The organism is Herbaspirillum sp. WKF16 (assembly GCF_028993615.1).
GTDB lineage: Bacteria > Pseudomonadota > Gammaproteobacteria > Burkholderiales > Burkholderiaceae_D > Herbaspirillum.
Map to the genome: position 1 here is coordinate 2,358,337 of NZ_CP118632.1, position 14,955 is coordinate 2,373,291.

The following is a 14,955-nucleotide window of genomic DNA, read 5'->3' on the forward strand; positions in this document are numbered from 1 at the left end:
GCTATCCAATCATTTGTGGCGGGCGGGCTCAGAACAGCGGGAACAGCCCGAGTGCGACGCAGGCGACGGTCATCACCAGCGATGCGCCGAACAGGAAGGGGATGGTGTATTTCTGGTGATCCGCCAGTTCGATGCCGGCCAGGCCGCACACCAGGAAGGTGGCGGGCGTCAGCGGGCTGACCGGGAAGCCGGTGGTCATCTGTCCCAGCAGCGCAGCCTGCGCCACCTGGATGGTCGGCACGCCCAGCATGTGGCTGACCTCGGCGATCACCGGCAGCACGCCGAAGTAGAACGAGTCGGGATCGAACAGCAGCGACAGCGGCATCGACAGCACGCCCAGCACTACCGGGATGTGGCCGGCCATCTCCGGCGGCACGAAGCCCACGGCGGTCTTGGCCATCGCGGTGAGCATGCCGGACTTGGTCATGATGCCGGTGAAGACGCCGGCGGCGAACAGGATGCTGGCCATCAGCAGGGCCGCCTTGGCATGGGCGTCGATACGCTCGCGCTGCATGTTGACGTCGCGGTAGTTGATCATCAGCGCGGCCACCACGCCGATCATGAACATCACCACCGGGTCGACCTTGCCGCTGATCATCACGCCCAGCACGAACACGGTCAGCACGATGTTGATCCAGAAATTGCGCGGGCGGCGGATTTTCAGCTGCGCCTCGCTCAGCTCATGCTGCTGCACGAAGTTGACGCTGGAACCCTTGCCCAGGCCGAGGCGGCGCTCTTCCTTCAGGCCCAGCAGGTAAGAGGCGATAAAGACGAAAGCCAGGCCCACCAGCTGCACCGGGATCAGCGGCGTGAAGATGTCCGACACCGGGATGTGCAGCGCGGCCGAGGCGCGGATCATGGGACCGGTCCACGGCAGGAAGTTGACGCCGGCCGCCAGCGAGGCCACGCAGGCCAGGATGCGCTTGTCGATGCCCAGCCGGTCGTACAGCGGCAGCATGGCCGGGATGGTGATCAGGAAGGTCACCGCGCCCGAACCGTCCAGGTGGATCAAGAGCGCCAGCAAGGCGGTGCCGGGCACGATGCGGGTGGGGCGGCTGCCGACGGTCTTGAGGATGCGGCTGATGATCGGGTCCAGCATGCCGGCGTCGGTGACGATGCCGAAGAACAGGATCGCGAACACGAACATGCCGGCCACCGGCGCGATCGCGGTGACGCCGGCGACGATGAACTTCGAGGTTTGCAGTCCGAAGCCGCCGACCAGCGCGGCGGCGATGGGAATGGCGATCAGCGCCACCAGCGGCGACATTTTCTTGGTGAGGATCGCCGTGAACAAAAGGACGATCGTGACAAAGCCGAGCAAGGCGAGCATGCGTGTCTCCTGGATTTTCTTGGTTCGATTTGTTATTGGCTGTCCACGGCGGCGTGGCGCGAAGGCCTGCGGCGAGGGAAGCAGGGCGAGTGTAGTTTTCGGCTGATTTTGTTGTAAAGTTGATTTTTCCGATCAATTGATCGGTTTTTAAGATCAATTGAAAACCTGTTGCCAAGCATGCAAGCCAATATTTCCACCCGCCTGTTGCAGGCCTTCCTGGCGCTGGCGGATTGCCGTCATTTCGGCCACGCGGCCGAGCGCTGCCATGTCTCGCAATCGGCCTTCAGCGTGATGATCCAGAAGCTCGAAGCCGCCGCCGGCGCGCGCCTGTTCGAGCGTGACACGCGCAATGTGACCCTGACGCCGGAGGGCGAGCTGTTCGTGGAAGTGGCTCGCCAGCTGGTGGCCGACATCGAGGCCGCCTTCTCGGACATGAGCGACTACGTGGCGCGCCGCAAGGGGCGCGTGGCGATCGCCGCCTTGCCCTCGTTGGCCGCCGGGTGGCTGCCGCCGGTGCTGGCCGACTACCGTGCGCGCCATCCCGGTGTGACGGTGGCGCTGTTCGACGCCATCTCCGACCAGTGCCTGGAGCTGCTGCGCCACGGCAAGGTCGACATCGCGCTCACCGCGCCCGGGCCCAACCTGCTGGAGTTCGACACCCGCCCCTTGTGCTCCGACCCGTTCTACCTGGTCTGCCGCAAGGACCATGCGCTGGCCGGCCGGCGCCGCGTCAAGGTGGCCCAGCTGGCCGGCTGCGAGCTGATCCACCTGGCGCGGTCCACCAGCGTGCGGCAGCACCTGGAGGCGGCGCTGCATCCGGGCGGGACGATCAGCACGGGATTGGAAGTGGAGCACCTGGCCACGGTGGCGGCGCTGATCGAAAGCGGCCTGGGCGTATCCGTGGTGCCGGAGCTGACGCTGTTCCAGTTCCGCCTGCCCAACCTGGTGGCCATCCCGATGGACGCGCCGGAGCTGGTGCGGCCCTTGCTGATCGTCACGCCCAAGGAACGCAGCCTGTCGATCGCGGCGCAGGGGTTGCTGGAGATGGTGGAAGAGAAGGCCGACGCCGAGGCGAACGGCGCGCGCGTGGCCAAACGGGGCGCGCAGGCAGCGTCCAAAACGCGCCGGAAATGAAAAAGGACCGATCGGAGATCCGGTCCCGATCGGTCCAAGCTTGAAGGAATCATGCTGCCGCAGGCCGCCGCGCAAGGCGGCGAACCTGGGCTTCTGCGCGCTCAGTCGGCGGCGTAGATATCGTTGTGGACGGTTTCCTTGACGAAGAACAGGCCGATCACGACAGTGATCACGGCGATCACGATCGGATACCACAGGCCGTAGTAGATGTCGCCCTTGAAGGCCACCAGCGCGAAGGACGTGGTGGGCAGCAGGCCGCCGAACCAGCCGTTGCCAATGTGGTAAGGCATCGACATCGAGGTGTAGCGGATGCGGGTCGGGAACATTTCCACCAGGGCGGCGGCGATCGGGCCGTACACCATGGTCACGTACAGCACCAGGATGAACAGCAGCAGCAGGACCATGGGCTTGTTGATCTGGTCGGGATCGGCCTTGGTCGGATAGCCGGCGGCCTTGATGTCGTCAGCCAGTTCCTTGGAGAAGGCCTTGTCCTTGGCGGCGGCATCTTCCTTCGAGAGGCCGGCGGCGTCATACGAGGTGATGATCTTGTCGCCGATCTTCACGGTGGCCACCGAGCCGGGCGCACCCACCGCGTTCTCGTAGTTCACCGATGCGGCCGACAGCTTGGCCTTGGCGATGTCGCACGAGGACGTGAACTTCTTGGTGCCGGTCGGGTTGAACTGGAACTGGCAGCTTGCCGGATCCGCGGTCACGATCACCGGAGCCTTTTGCAGGGCGGCTTCCAGCGCCGGGTTGGCGAAGTGGGTCAGGCCGTTGAAGATCGGGAAGTAGGTCACCGCGGCGATCAGGCAGCCGCCCAGGATGATGGGCTTGCGGCCGATCTTGTCGGACAGCGAGCCGAAGAACAGGAAGAACGGCGTCGCCAGCAGCAGGGCCGCCGCGATCAGGATGTTGGCGGTGGCGCCGTCGACCTTGAGCGACTGGGTCAGGAAGAACAGCGCGTAGAACTGGCCGGTGTACCACACCACGGCCTGGCCGGCGGTCAGGCCCACCAGCGCCAGGATCACCAGTTTCAGGTTCTTCCATTGGCCGAAGGCTTCGGTCAGCGGAGCCTTCGAGACCTTGCCTTCCGACTTCATCTTGACGAAGGCCGGCGACTCGTTCATGGACATGCGGATCCACACCGAGATGGCCAGCAGCAGGATGGAGACCAGGAAGGGAATGCGCCAGCCCCATTCGGCGAAGGCGGCTTCGCCCACCGAGGTGCGCACGCCCAGGATCACCAGCAGCGACAGGAACAGGCCCAGGGTAGCGGTGGTCTGGATCCACGCGGTGAAGGCGCCGCGGCGGCCCTCAGGCGCGTGTTCGGCCACATAGGTGGCTGCGCCGCCGTACTCGCCGCCCAGCGCCAGGCCTTGCAGGATGCGCAGGATGATCAGGATGATCGGGGCGGTGATGCCGATCGAGTTGTAATTGGGCAGGATGCCGACGATGAAGGTCGACGCGCCCATGATCAGGATGGTCACCAGGAAGGTGTACTTGCGTCCCACCAGGTCGCCCAGGCGGCCGAACACCAGCGCGCCGAAGGGGCGCACGATGAAGCCTGCGGCAAACGCCAGCAGCGCGAAGATGAACGCGGTGTTGGGATCGGTGCCGGCGAAGAATTGTTTGGCGATGATCGCTGCGAGCGAGCCGTACAGGTAGAAGTCGTACCATTCGAAAACGGTGCCGAGCGAAGAAGCGAAGATGACTTTCCGCTCTTCAGGTGTGATGCCGCGCGCAGTCTTGTTGACTGATGCTGTCGTCATGCTGGTCTCCTTGGTTTTAATAGGGTATTCGGAACATGGCCGAATGGGGCGTTATGCAAGAACGCAGCAGAGATGATGTGATCGATGCGACAGCCATCCCCGGATACACAAATGTGCGGTATTTGCTCCGCATTGCTTGCGTAATGGCCCACTAGTCCACGGCGCGAGTGTGCGACCCCAACCTTACGCAGGACTTGCTTGAAACTTACACAAGCTTACAGGCGGGAACGGGCGGAAATGAGCTGCGGCGCAGCAAAAAAATCGCCATCCGGCGCGGTGTTGCGGGAGGCGGCGCGGTTTTGCGGCGCAGCGATCCGCGCGCTGCGCTCGCATTTCCTGTTCAGGCGAAACTGACCGATTTCTCGAGGAAGTCGACGAACACGCGCACCTTGGCCGACAGGTTCAGGCGCTCGGGATAGACCGCGTAGATGTCGGCCGGCGGCAGCTCCCATTCCGGCAGCACGCGGCGCAGGCGGCCGGCGTCGATGTACTGCTGCACGTCCCATTGCGAGCGCAGCAGCAGGCCGTGGCCGTCCAACGCCCATTGCAGCGTGGCTTCGCCGTCGTTGCTGCTCATCGCGCCGTGCACCTTCACGGTCTGCTGGCGCTTGCCGCGGCTGAAATGCCAAGTGCCGTAGGCGGTGTCGTTCTCGCGCAGGACGATGCAGCGATGGCCGCGCAGGTCGTCCGGCGACTGCGGTTCGCCTTGTCCGTCGAGATAGGCCGGCGCGCCGCAGATGAAGCGCCGGTTGGAAGCCAGGCGGCGCGCCACCAGCCGCGAGTCGGGCAGTTCGCCGAAGCGGATGCCGACGTCGAAGGCGGCTTCGGCCAGGTTCATCGGGCGGTCGGTCAAATCCAGCTGCACGTCGACCTCGGGATAGCGCCGGCGGAATTCCGACAGCGCCGGCGCGATGTGGCGCCGGCCGAAGCCGAAGGTGGCGTTCACCTTCAACAGCCCGCGCGGCACCTCGCGGCTGCTCGAGACCATGCGTTCGAGTTCCTGCACTTCTTCCAGCAGCTTCGATCCGGTTTTCAGGTAGAGCTCGCCCTCCTGCGTCATCGCCAGCCGCCGCGTGGTGCGGTTGAGCAGGCGCACGCCCAATCGCTTCTCCAGCACCGCCAGGCGCGCGCTGACCGCCGGCGGCGTCACGCCCATGTCGCGCGCCAGCGCCGATAGGCTGCCGTAGCGCACCAGGCGGGTGAAGAACTCGAGATCGCTGATCGCATCCATGGACGTTTATTGTTAAGCTGAATTTAAGAATGGCTTAAATGAGTATGCATTATGTGGCAATGGATGTGAAGTTACACTGGTTTCGCCAGAGGAAGCGATGAATTCCATCGCATGGCGCACCAGGAGGAATCGTGGCAGCAAGCGCAACAAAGCCCCCCAAGACCCTGTACCGGAAGATCGTGGACAGCCACACCGTGTTCCGGGTCGATGAACAGCACGTCGCCCTGTATGCCGACCTGCACATCATGAACGAGTACACCAGCCCGCAGGCTTTCGCCGGGCTGGCCGAGAAGAACCTGCCGGTACGCTGCCCGCAAAAACAGATGGGCATCGTCGACCACGTGATCCCGACCCATCCGGTGGCGCGCGGCGAACGCACCATCATGATCGACGCCGCCGCGCGGCAAGCTTCCAACTTCACGCGCAACTGCATCAAGCACGGCATCCACCTGTTCGACGTGCAGGATCGCGAGCAGGGTATCGAACACGTGGTGGCGCCCGAGATCGGCCTGATCCGCCCGGGCATGGTGGTGCTGTGCGGCGACAGCCACACCACCACCTACGGCGCGCTGGGCGCGCTCGGTTTCGGCATCGGTACCTCAGAGGTCGAGCACGTGCTGGCCACGCAGACGCTGATCTACCGCGTCGCCGGCGACATGCGCATCCGCGTCGATGGCAAGCTCGCCGCCGGCGTCACCGCCAAGGACCTGGTGCTCTATATCATCGCCCGCATCGGCGCCCAGGGCGCGCGCGGCTACGCGGTCGAATATTGCGGCGAGGCCATCGGGGCGCTCTCGGCCGAGGCCCGCATGACCCTGTGCAACATGACGGTGGAAGCCGGCGCGCGCGGCGCGCTGGTGGCGCCCGACGAGGTCAGCGCGCGCTACGTCGCCGAGCGCATTCGCGACATGTCGCCCGAGGCGATCGCGGCGGCGAGCCGGGCGTGGTTCTCCCTGAAGTCGGATGCCGATGCCGTGTTCGATATCGAGCACCGCTTCGACGCCGCCGACGTCGCCCCCTACGTCACCTGGGGCACCAGCCCCGACCAGGCGATACCCGTGGGCGGCCGCATCCCGGCGCTGCCGGGCCAGCCGGTGGAGCAGGCCAACGCCGTCAAGGCGCTGGATTACATGGGCTTGGAGGCGGGCGCGGCGATCGACGGCTTGGCGGTCGATCACGTCTTCATCGGCTCCTGCACCAATGCCCGCATCGAGGACTTGCGCGCGGTCGCGGCCGTGGTGCGTGGGCGCAAGGTGGCCGCCGGCGTGCGCGCCATGGTGGTGCCGGGCTCCGGCCGCGTGCGCGAGCAGGCCGAGCGCGAAGGGGTGGCGCAGGCGCTGGTGGCGGCCGGCTTCGAATGGCGCCAGCCGGGCTGCTCGATGTGCCTGGCCATGAACGACGACGTGCTTGCGCCGGGCGCGCGCTGCGCCTCCACCACCAACCGCAATTTCGAGGGGCGCCAGGGACGCGGCGCCCGCACCCACCTGATGAGCCCGGCGATGGCCGCCGCCGCCGCGCTGGCCGGCCGCATCGTCGACGTACGCAAGGAGTTCAGCCATGAGCAAGCGTGACACCGTGGCCGGCATCGCCGCGCCGCTGACCATCGACAACCTCGACACCGACCAGATCATGCCCAAGCAATTCCTGCTGGGCATCGACAAGAGCGGCCTGGCGCGCGGCGTGCTGTACGACCTGCGCATGGACGGCGAAGGAAAGCCGCGCCCGGACTTCGTGCTCAACCGCCCCGCATACCAGGGGGCGCGCATCCTGGTGGCCGGCGCCAACTTCGGCTGCGGTTCCAGCCGCGAGCATGCGGTATGGGGGCTGATGCAGGCCGGCATCGAGGCGGTGATCGCGCCCAGCTTCGGCGAGATCTTCTACTTCAATGCGCAAAACAATCGCCTGCTGCTGGTGACGCTGGAGGCGCCAGCCGTGGCCGAGCTGGCGGCGACGGTGAGCCGCGCCGGATCGCAAGAACTCAGTATCGACCTGCTGCGCCAGCGCGTGCTGGCCGCCGACGGTGCCGAATACGCCTTCGAGTTGCCGCCGCGCCAGAAGCGCATGTTCACCGAAGGGCTGGACATGATAGGCATGACGCTGGCCGACGCCGGCGCCATCGACGCCTTCGAAGACCGGCACCGGGCGCAGAACCCGTGGATGCAGATTGACCTGCCGCGCCAGCAGGCGTCGGCAACACCCGCCTGAAGCCGGCCCGAGGCCGGTTTCAAGCCGCCGCATGACGGCACACCGGTCCGCGACGGCGGGCCGGCATTCCAACACCGACAGGAGACAACGATGGAAACCACCACCGTCCGCCAGGACGCGCCGGCGCTCGCCCGCCGCTTTGCAATCACGCAGGTTCGTATCGGCGGCATGCCATTGACCATGTTTGCCGCCGTCACGCTGGTGACGGCGCTGGCCATTGCCACGGGGCGCCTGCCCAACGACATGATCGGCGGCTTCGCCGTGCTGATGCTGGCCGGGCTGCTGCTGTCCGAGATCGGCCGCCGCATCCCGCTGCTGCGCCACATCGGCGGGCCGGCCATCCTGTGCCTGTTCGTGCCGTCGGCCCTGATCGGCTGCAAGCTGATGGATCCGGCCGCCTTGAAGACCATCACCACCACGATGAAGACGGCCAATCTGCAGTACCTCTATATCGCCTGCCTGGTGGCCGGCAGCATCCTGGGCATGAACCGCAAGATCCTGATCCAGGGCTTCCTGAAGATGTTCGTGCCGCTGCTGGCCGGCACCGCCGCCGCGGTGGCCGCCGGGATGCTGGTGGGGCTGGCCTTCGGCTACGACCCCAAGCACACCTTCTTCTTCATCGTCGTGCCCATCCTGGGCGGCGGCATCGGCGAGGGCGTGCTGCCGCTATCGATCGGCTATTCGCACATCCTCGGCACGCCGCAGGGAGACCTGATCGCCTCGCTGGTTCCCGCCGCCTTGATCGGCAACGTGGTGGCCATCCTCTCGGCCGGCTTGCTCAAGCGGTTCGGCGAGAAATACCGCCAGTACAGCGGCGAGGGCGTGCTGGTGCGCAGCGGCGAAGACCAGGAACTGCTGCGCGAGAAGAAGGACGATGCCCCGCTCGACCTGAAGCTGATGGGCGCGGGCCTGCTGCTGGGCTGCACGCTGTTCATCCTGGGTGAACTGCTGGCGCCGCTGACCGGCATCCCCGGCCCGGTGCTGATGATCGTGGCGGCGGCGCTGCTGAAGGTGGGGCGCGCGATTCCCGAGAGCATGGAAGTGGGCGCGTACCAGATGTACAAGTTCATGTCGACCAACCTGACCTTCGCCATCCTGGTCGGCCTGGGCACGCTGTTCGTCTCGTGGGACAAGCTGGTGGCGGCGTTCTCGCCGGCCTACTTCGTGATTTGCGCGGTGATCGTGCTGTCCATGGTGGCGGCCGGCTTCTTCGTCGGCGCCTGGCTAAAGATGTATCCGGTGGAGTCGGCCATCGTCACCGCCTGCCACAGCGGCTTGGGCGGCACCGGCGACGTGGCCATCCTGTCGTCGTCCAACCGCATGGGGCTGATGCCGTTCGCGCAGATTTCCACGCGCATCGGCGGGGCGGCGATGGTGGTGGTGGCGACCGTGCTGATGAAGTTTTTTTACTGAGTTGGCGGCAGCGGGGCTGGCAAGGAGGAGGCGGCTTGCGTCTCCTCACTTTGAGTTATCTCATCGCCTGTGGTCCCGGCGAAAACCGGAATCCAGTGACGTCTGTCATGCTTTGACGACTGCTGGACGACGCTGGGTTCCTGCTTTCGCAGGAACGACAGGGATTGCATCTCCGCGCGTTCGAGTCATGTCATTCCACTCCCTGTCGCCCCCGCGCCGGCTTCACGCCAGCGCCGTGGTCGGCAAGGGCGCCGTCGCCGGGTTGCCCGACGGCAGCGCGTCCCCCTCCAGCAACGCTTTCACCACACGCTCACCCAGACCCAGTCCCACGCTCATGCCGATGCCGGTATGCATCAGCACCACCGAGGTCTTGTCGTCGATGGCCAGCGCCGAGAACGGGCCGGGGCCCTTGCTGCCGTACACCCCTTGCCAGCGCTCGACCACGTCGACGCGGGTGGCCAGCGTGTGCTCCACCAGGTCCAGCATCAGCTCGTCGACCTCTTCGCTGTTGAACGGCGGCGAGTCGACGCCGTAGTGGTGCGAGTCGCCCACGATCAGCTCCTGGTACGGCGTCGGGCTGACCAGCAGGTGGATGCCGTGCTTGTTGAGCAGCGGGGCGGTAGCCTCGATCTCGGCGTGCACCGCGCGCGCGGTGGGCAGGTCGGAGAAGGCGCCGTAGTGCGTGCAGGACAGGCCGGTCAGCACCGCATGGGTCAGCGGCAGCGTCTCCCTGGTCTTCAGGCGCAGCATCTGCAGGCGGCACTGCTTCAGGTTCATCGGCTGCAGCGTGTCGGCGAACAGGGTCATGTAGTCGTGGCCCGAGCAGACGATCACGCGCTCGGCGCGAAACTCGCCGGCGGTGGTCGAGAGGCGGCCGTCGCCGGCGCCGTGCACCAGCGTGTTGAAACGGAAATGCACGCCCTGCGAATGCAGGTAGGCCACCAGCGCCGGCATCGCCTCGCGCGAATACAGCTGCAGGTCCTCGGTGCCGTGCAGGGCCGAACGGTGATGGCGGAAGCGGCCGCCGTAGAGCGCGTCCAGCTTCTCGCCCTGCAGCAGCGAGGCGCGGTATTCGTATTGGCGAGCGCGCACGATCATGAACTCCTGCAGCACATCGTGTTCGGCGGCGGTGCGGGCGAACAGCAAGGTGCCGGCCTCACGCGCGCTGAAGTTGGCGCGCGCGGCCAGGTGCAGCCAGAGGGCGCGGCTTTCGCGCGCCAGGTCGAGCATGATGCCGGGCGGCTGGCCCGTGACCAGTCCCATGCCGAAGTTGCGGATCGAGGCGCCCAGCGGCGTGCCGGTGCGCTCGAACACGGCCACGCGCAGGCCGCGCTTGACCGCGGCGTAGGCGTGCGCCAGGCCCAGGATGCCGGAGCCGACGACGGCCAGGTCGAAGTGATTGGAATCGTTGCTGCTCATGGATGCTCCATCGGATTCTGTTTGCGAGATGTGTACGGCCTGTTCTGTGCGGACGTTCTGTCGTCGTCCGTCTGCGTGCCGGCGCGCCGGCACGTCCTCCCCGCATGCCGCCGCGGCGGCATGGGTATTGCTGCAAGGTGAGACGAAGGCTTACTGCTTCTTCTCGGCCTTGCTTTCGTAGCGCTTGCTCCACTCGGTCAGGATACGGTCGCGGTTGGTGCTGGCCCAGGTGAAGTCGTTCTTGACCAGGCGCTTCTCGTAGTCGGCCGGCAGCAGCTCGTCAGGCTTGGCTACGCCCGGGATGGCGACCACGGCGAAGTTCTTTTCATACAGGGCCATGGCGTCCTTGCTGGCCGAGAAGTCGGCCAGTTTCTTGGCGGCTTCCAGGTTCTTGGTGCCCTTGACGATGGCGGTGGCTTCGATGTCCCAGCCCAGGCCTTCGGCTGGCAGGATCACGTCTATCGGCGCGCCTTCCTTCTTGGTCTTCACGGCGCGGTATTCAAACGCGATGCCGATCGGGAACTCGCCGGTGGCGGCCTGCTTGCAGGGCTTGGAGCCGGAGTGGGTGTACTGGCCGATGTTCTTGTGCAGGGCGTCCATGTAGGCCCAGCCCTTGTCTTCGCCCATCATCTGCAGCCAGGCCGAGACGTCCAGGTAGCCGGTGCCGCTTGATGCCGGATGCGGCATCACGATCTTGCCGGCGTAGACCGGCTTGGTCAGGTCGGCCCAGGAGGTCGGCTTGGGCAGGCCCTGCTTCTGCGCTTCCACGGTGTTGAAGCAGATGGCCGAGGCCCACACGTCCATGCCCACCCATGCCGGCGGGTTGGCGGCGCTGCGGTACTTGGCGTCGATCGCCGACAGGCCCTTGGGCGCATAGGCGGTCAGCATGCCTTCCTTGTCCAGCAGCGCCAGGCTGGTGGCGGCCAGGCCCCAGATCACGTCGGCTTGCGGGTTGGCCTTCTCGGCCATCAGCTTGGCGGTGACGATGCCGGTGGAGTCGCGCACCCACTTGATTTCGATGTCCGGGTTGGCCTTTTGGAACGCCGCCTGGTAGGCCTTGATCTGGTCCGCTTCGAGCGCGGTGTAGACCGTCAGCGTGGTGGCGGCGTGGGCGCCCTGTGCCGAGAGCAGCATGCCTGCGCCGATGACCGATGCGAGCAGTGTGAACAGCTTGGTTTTTTTCATGATGGCCTTTGGATGGGCTGGGTTGAAAAAGCGTCCGTGGAACGCGGAGGGAGAAACGGTAAGTCGTCGATCAATGATTGCGGCCGCGGCGCCATGCCTGGGCGCGCGCCACAAAGCCGCTGCCGGCGAAGTGCATCAGCAGCGACGCCGCCGCCGAGGTCAGCAGGATCAGCGTGGACATCGCCGCGGCCGGGCCGACGTCGCCGGCGTCGTCCATGTTCAGCACGGCGACCGAGGCCAGCACGGTGTCGGGGCGGTACAGGAAGATCACTGCCGAGACCGTGGTCATCGACGACACGAACAGGTAGCGGAAAATCTCCAGCAGCGAGGGCAGGCACAGCGGCACGGTGACGCGCACGAAGGTCTTGAGCAGCGGCACCTTCAGCGACAGCGAGGCGGCCTCGAACTCGGGATCGAGCTGCTTCAGCGCGGTGACCGCGGTCAGGTGCGCGGTGGTGTAGAAGTGCACCACCGAGCACAGCACCAGCAGGGCCATGGTGCCGTACAGGAAGTTGAACGGATTGGCCGGGTGGTTGAAGAACAGCAGGCTGCCCAGGCCCAGCACCAGGCCGGGCACGGCCATCGGCAGGAAGCACAGGAAACGCAGCAGCGGGCTCAGCACCGCGCCCAGCCGCGCCGGGCCGCGCGTCTTCTCCATCAGCCAGGCGCCGGTGAAGATGACGATGGTGCCCGCCACGCTGGTGCCGCAGGCCAGTTTCAGGCTGTTCCGGTAGGCCAGCCAGCCGCCGCCGTCCATGTTGTCGAAGTCGTAGTGCTGCAGCGTCAGCGCCAGGTTGTAGGGCCACAGCTTGACCAGCGAGGCGCCCATGGCGACGGCGATCATGAGCACGATGGCGGCCGAGATCAGCAGCACGGCCAGCAGGTTCAAGCCGTCGCGGCGCCAGTCGGGGCGCGGTACGTAGGCCTCGGAGCGGCTGCTCATCTGGGCCCGCTGGCGGCGCTGCAGCCAGGCGTCCACGGCGAAGGTCAGCACCGCCGGCACCAGCAGCAGCAGGCCGATCAGCGCGCCGCGTCCGAACTGCTGCTGGCCGACCACCGCCTTGTAGGCTTCCACCGCCAGCACGCTGTAGGCGCCGCCGGCGATCTTGGGCACGCCGAAGTCGGTGATGGTGAGCGTGAAGACCAGGCAGAAGGCGCCGAAGATGCCGTAGCGGGTGGCCGGCAGCGTGACGCTGACGAAGGTGCGCCAGCGCGACGCGCCCATGGCGGAGGCGGCGTCGTAGAGGCGGCCGTCGGCCTGCGACAGCGCCGACAGCAGGATCATCAGCGCGTGCGGGAAGGTGTAGAACACCTCGCCCAGCAGGATGCCCCAGAAGCCGTAGATGCCGCCGTTCATCAATTCCTTGAACAGCCCCTGGTTGCCGAACAGGTAGATCAGCGCGATGCCCGGCAGCAGCGAAGGCGCCAGCAGCGGCAAGAGGCCGATGCCGCGCCACATGCCCTTGAACGGGAGGCAGGTGCGCTGCAGCGCATAGGCGAAGGCGTAGGCCAGCGGCACGGTGAGCGCGGCGGTGACGAAGGACACCCACAGGCTGCGGCCCAGCATGGGCAGGAAATTGATGTTGGAGAACAGCCGCGCGAACGGCGCGCTGCCGGCCCAGGCGCCGTCGGGCGTCAATACCGCCTGGCCGAGGATGAACAGCAGCGGGCAGCCCAGCGCCACCAGCAGCGCCGCCAGCAGCAGCCACTTGAGGCCGGAACTGAGCAGCTGGCTGCCGTCCAGCCGGTGCGGCGGGCGTGATGGCGCATCGGCATGCCTGGCCTTGGCGGTCATGGCGGGCAGGGATGCATTGGCGGGCGTGGAGGCGGAAGGATTCATAATGTCGCGCCCGGGTTCAGACGAAGACCTGCAGCGCCTGGCGCGGCAGCGAGATCCAGATGCCGTCGCCGCCGTGCATGGCGTCGATGCGCTCATGGGCCTCCCCCATGACGTCGGCCAGCAAGGTGTGCCCGGGCAGCGCATCGGCCGCCAGCGCCAGGCGGTAGCGGTTGCCGAGGTAGATGCGATCGGTCACGCGGGCGCGGAAACGGTTGGCGGCGGCCTCGCCGGGGAACAGGTCGATCGCCTCCGGACGGCAGAACAGGCGGCCGCTGGCCAGCTCTTCTTCCTCCGGCCTGATCTCCAGCTGGAGCGAGCCGACCGCCACCTGCGAGCCCGAGATGCGGGTGAAGGGCAGCCAGTTGGATTGGCCGATGAAATCCGCCACGAAGGGCGAGGCCGGGCGGCGATAGATCTCGCCGGGCGTGCCGAACTGCTCGATGCGGCCGCGGTTCATGACGGCGATGCGGTCGGCCATCACCATCGCTTCCTCCTGGTCGTGCGTGACCATCAGGGTGGTGATGCGGAATTCCTTTTGCAGCCGGCGGATCTCCAGCTGCAGGTGCTCGCGCACCTGGGCGTCCAGCGCCGAGAGCGGCTCGTCGAGCAGCAGCAGCGAAGGCGAGGCCGCCAGCGCGCGCGCCAGGGCCACGCGCTGCTGCTGGCCGCCGGACAACTGGCCGGGGTACTTGCGTTCGCTGCCCGATAGCCCCACCATGCCCAGCATCTCGGCCACGCGCGCCTGCTTTTGGCGGCGGTCCAGCTTGCGTTGGCCGGCGCCGCTGTTCAGGCCGTAGGCGACATTGTCTTCCACGGTAAGATTGGGGAACAGCGCGTAGGACTGGAACAGGATGCCGTAGTCGCGCGACTGCGGCGGCAGCAGCGAGATGTCGCGTCCGCCGGCGTACAGGCGGCCTGCATCCTGGCGCTCCAGGCCGGCGATGGTGCGCAGCAGGGTGGTCTTGCCGCAACCGGAGGGGCCCAGCAGGCAGACCATCTCGCCTTGCCTGACCTCCAGCGAAACGCGGTCCAGCGCGCTGAAGGCGCCGAAGCGTTTCTCGATGTCGCGCACCGAGAGGAAGGCGTCGTTGCCATCTTCATGGCCGTGATGCCGGTGGGCCGATGCGGGGGAGGTGGTCTGCGTCATCTGGAAGTGGTCTCGCTGTTGGCGCGGCATGTCGCCGCTACGCTGCCGAATGTTCTTCTGTTGCCGGAACGCAGTGCCGTAGCGCATTTGCGAGGCGTTGCCGGTCTCAAGGCAAGCGGATGTTACGTAGCAAATATGACTGCTGGATGACAGTCCCCCCTGCAATAGCGGGGCGATATCCGATCTATAGCCTGGAGTTATGGATGATGCTTTTTACGCATCGCGGCGGGCCACGAGGAGGGAATCGCGAGGACGGAAAATGGTCGAATTTCCAGCAGCAGA

Annotated in this window: 11 protein-coding genes; 4 read left to right on the forward strand and 7 right to left on the reverse strand. The window is 66.4% G+C overall.

Features of this window, described 5'->3' with window-relative positions:
* Positions 1 to 28 precede the first annotated feature (28 nt).
* Entirely contained in the window at positions 29 to 1,330 is a 1,302-nt protein-coding gene (locus Herbaro_RS10770; RefSeq protein WP_275013817.1) for a CitMHS family transporter, read from the reverse strand.
* Between the two features lie 177 nt (positions 1,331 to 1,507).
* Here Herbaro_RS10770 and Herbaro_RS10775 point away from each other — a divergent pair, with 177 nt between their 5' ends.
* On the forward strand, positions 1,508 to 2,464 hold the full coding sequence (locus Herbaro_RS10775) for a LysR family transcriptional regulator (protein ID WP_275013818.1): 957 nt from the start codon (positions 1,508 to 1,510) through the stop codon (positions 2,462 to 2,464).
* A 101-nt stretch (positions 2,465 to 2,565) separates the two neighbouring features.
* Here Herbaro_RS10775 and Herbaro_RS10780 read toward each other — a convergent pair whose 3' ends face one another.
* Positions 2,566 to 4,233 (reverse strand): MFS transporter, encoded by a 1,668-nt coding sequence (locus Herbaro_RS10780; protein WP_275013819.1) that lies wholly within the window; start codon positions 4,231 to 4,233, stop codon positions 2,566 to 2,568.
* Positions 4,234 to 4,573: 340 nt separating this feature from the next.
* Positions 4,574 to 5,464, reverse strand: coding sequence for a LysR family transcriptional regulator (locus tag Herbaro_RS10785; protein ID WP_275013820.1), 891 nt, complete (start codon positions 5,462 to 5,464; stop codon positions 4,574 to 4,576).
* Between the two features lie 131 nt (positions 5,465 to 5,595).
* Between Herbaro_RS10785 and leuC the strand changes: the two genes are divergently transcribed.
* The 3 genes from leuC to Herbaro_RS10800 all read left to right on the forward strand — a co-directional run bounded on the left by leuC (position 5,596) and on the right by Herbaro_RS10800 (position 9,082).
* The gene (leuC, locus tag Herbaro_RS10790) at positions 5,596 to 7,035 is read left to right on the forward strand and encodes a 3-isopropylmalate dehydratase large subunit (RefSeq protein WP_275013821.1); all 1,440 of its coding nucleotides are present in this window, start codon (positions 5,596 to 5,598) and stop codon (positions 7,033 to 7,035) included.
* A complete protein-coding gene (leuD, locus tag Herbaro_RS10795) occupies positions 7,022 to 7,669 on the forward strand; it encodes a 3-isopropylmalate dehydratase small subunit (RefSeq protein ID WP_275013822.1) in 648 nt (215 codons plus the stop codon). The genes leuC and leuD overlap by 14 nt, the downstream gene beginning before the upstream one ends.
* 90 nt (positions 7,670 to 7,759) lie before the next feature.
* Positions 7,760 to 9,082 carry a 2-hydroxycarboxylate transporter family protein gene (locus Herbaro_RS10800; RefSeq protein ID WP_275013823.1) on the forward strand — a complete coding sequence of 441 codons (1,323 nt, stop codon included), beginning with the start codon at positions 7,760 to 7,762 and terminating at the stop codon, positions 9,080 to 9,082.
* 222 nt (positions 9,083 to 9,304) lie between these two features.
* Here the strand turns inward: Herbaro_RS10800 and Herbaro_RS10805 are convergent, their stop codons facing one another.
* The 4 genes from Herbaro_RS10805 to Herbaro_RS10820 form a co-directional block, all read right to left on the reverse strand.
* Positions 9,305 to 10,501, reverse strand: a complete 1,197-nt coding sequence (locus Herbaro_RS10805) for a TIGR03364 family FAD-dependent oxidoreductase (protein WP_275013824.1) — start codon at positions 10,499 to 10,501, stop codon at positions 9,305 to 9,307.
* A 150-nt stretch (positions 10,502 to 10,651) separates the two neighbouring features.
* Positions 10,652 to 11,686 carry a putative 2-aminoethylphosphonate ABC transporter substrate-binding protein gene (locus Herbaro_RS10810; RefSeq protein WP_275013825.1) on the reverse strand — a complete coding sequence of 345 codons (1,035 nt, stop codon included), beginning with the start codon at positions 11,684 to 11,686 and terminating at the stop codon, positions 10,652 to 10,654.
* A 70-nt stretch (positions 11,687 to 11,756) separates the two neighbouring features.
* A complete protein-coding gene (locus Herbaro_RS10815) occupies positions 11,757 to 13,526 on the reverse strand; it encodes a putative 2-aminoethylphosphonate ABC transporter permease subunit (RefSeq protein ID WP_446719319.1) in 1,770 nt (589 codons plus the stop codon).
* Between the two features lie 16 nt (positions 13,527 to 13,542).
* Positions 13,543 to 14,703, reverse strand: a complete 1,161-nt coding sequence (locus Herbaro_RS10820; protein WP_275013826.1) for a putative 2-aminoethylphosphonate ABC transporter ATP-binding protein — start codon at positions 14,701 to 14,703, stop codon at positions 13,543 to 13,545.
* Positions 14,704 to 14,955 lie beyond the last annotated feature (252 nt).

Excerpts from the sequence above, each read along its gene's own strand:
- Herbaro_RS10770 (WP_275013817.1), bottom strand. The coding sequence starts at position 1,330 with ATGCTCGCCTTGCTCGGCTTTGTCACGATCGTCCTTTTGTTCACGGCG.
- Herbaro_RS10775 (WP_275013818.1), top strand. The coding sequence starts at position 1,508 with ATGCAAGCCAATATTTCCACCCGCCTGTTGCAGGCCTTCCTGGCGCTG.
- Herbaro_RS10780 (WP_275013819.1), bottom strand. The coding sequence starts at position 4,233 with ATGACGACAGCATCAGTCAACAAGACTGCGCGCGGCATCACACCTGAA.
- Herbaro_RS10785 (WP_275013820.1), bottom strand. The coding sequence starts at position 5,464 with ATGGATGCGATCAGCGATCTCGAGTTCTTCACCCGCCTGGTGCGCTAC.
- leuD (WP_275013822.1), top strand. The coding sequence starts at position 7,022 with ATGAGCAAGCGTGACACCGTGGCCGGCATCGCCGCGCCGCTGACCATC.
- Herbaro_RS10800 (WP_275013823.1), top strand. The coding sequence starts at position 7,760 with ATGGAAACCACCACCGTCCGCCAGGACGCGCCGGCGCTCGCCCGCCGC.
- Herbaro_RS10805 (WP_275013824.1), bottom strand. The coding sequence starts at position 10,501 with ATGAGCAGCAACGATTCCAATCACTTCGACCTGGCCGTCGTCGGCTCC.
- Herbaro_RS10810 (WP_275013825.1), bottom strand. The coding sequence starts at position 11,686 with ATGAAAAAAACCAAGCTGTTCACACTGCTCGCATCGGTCATCGGCGCA.
- Herbaro_RS10815 (WP_446719319.1), bottom strand. The coding sequence starts at position 13,526 with ATGAATCCTTCCGCCTCCACGCCCGCCAATGCATCCCTGCCCGCCATG.
- Herbaro_RS10820 (WP_275013826.1), bottom strand. The coding sequence starts at position 14,703 with ATGCCGCGCCAACAGCGAGACCACTTCCAGATGACGCAGACCACCTCC.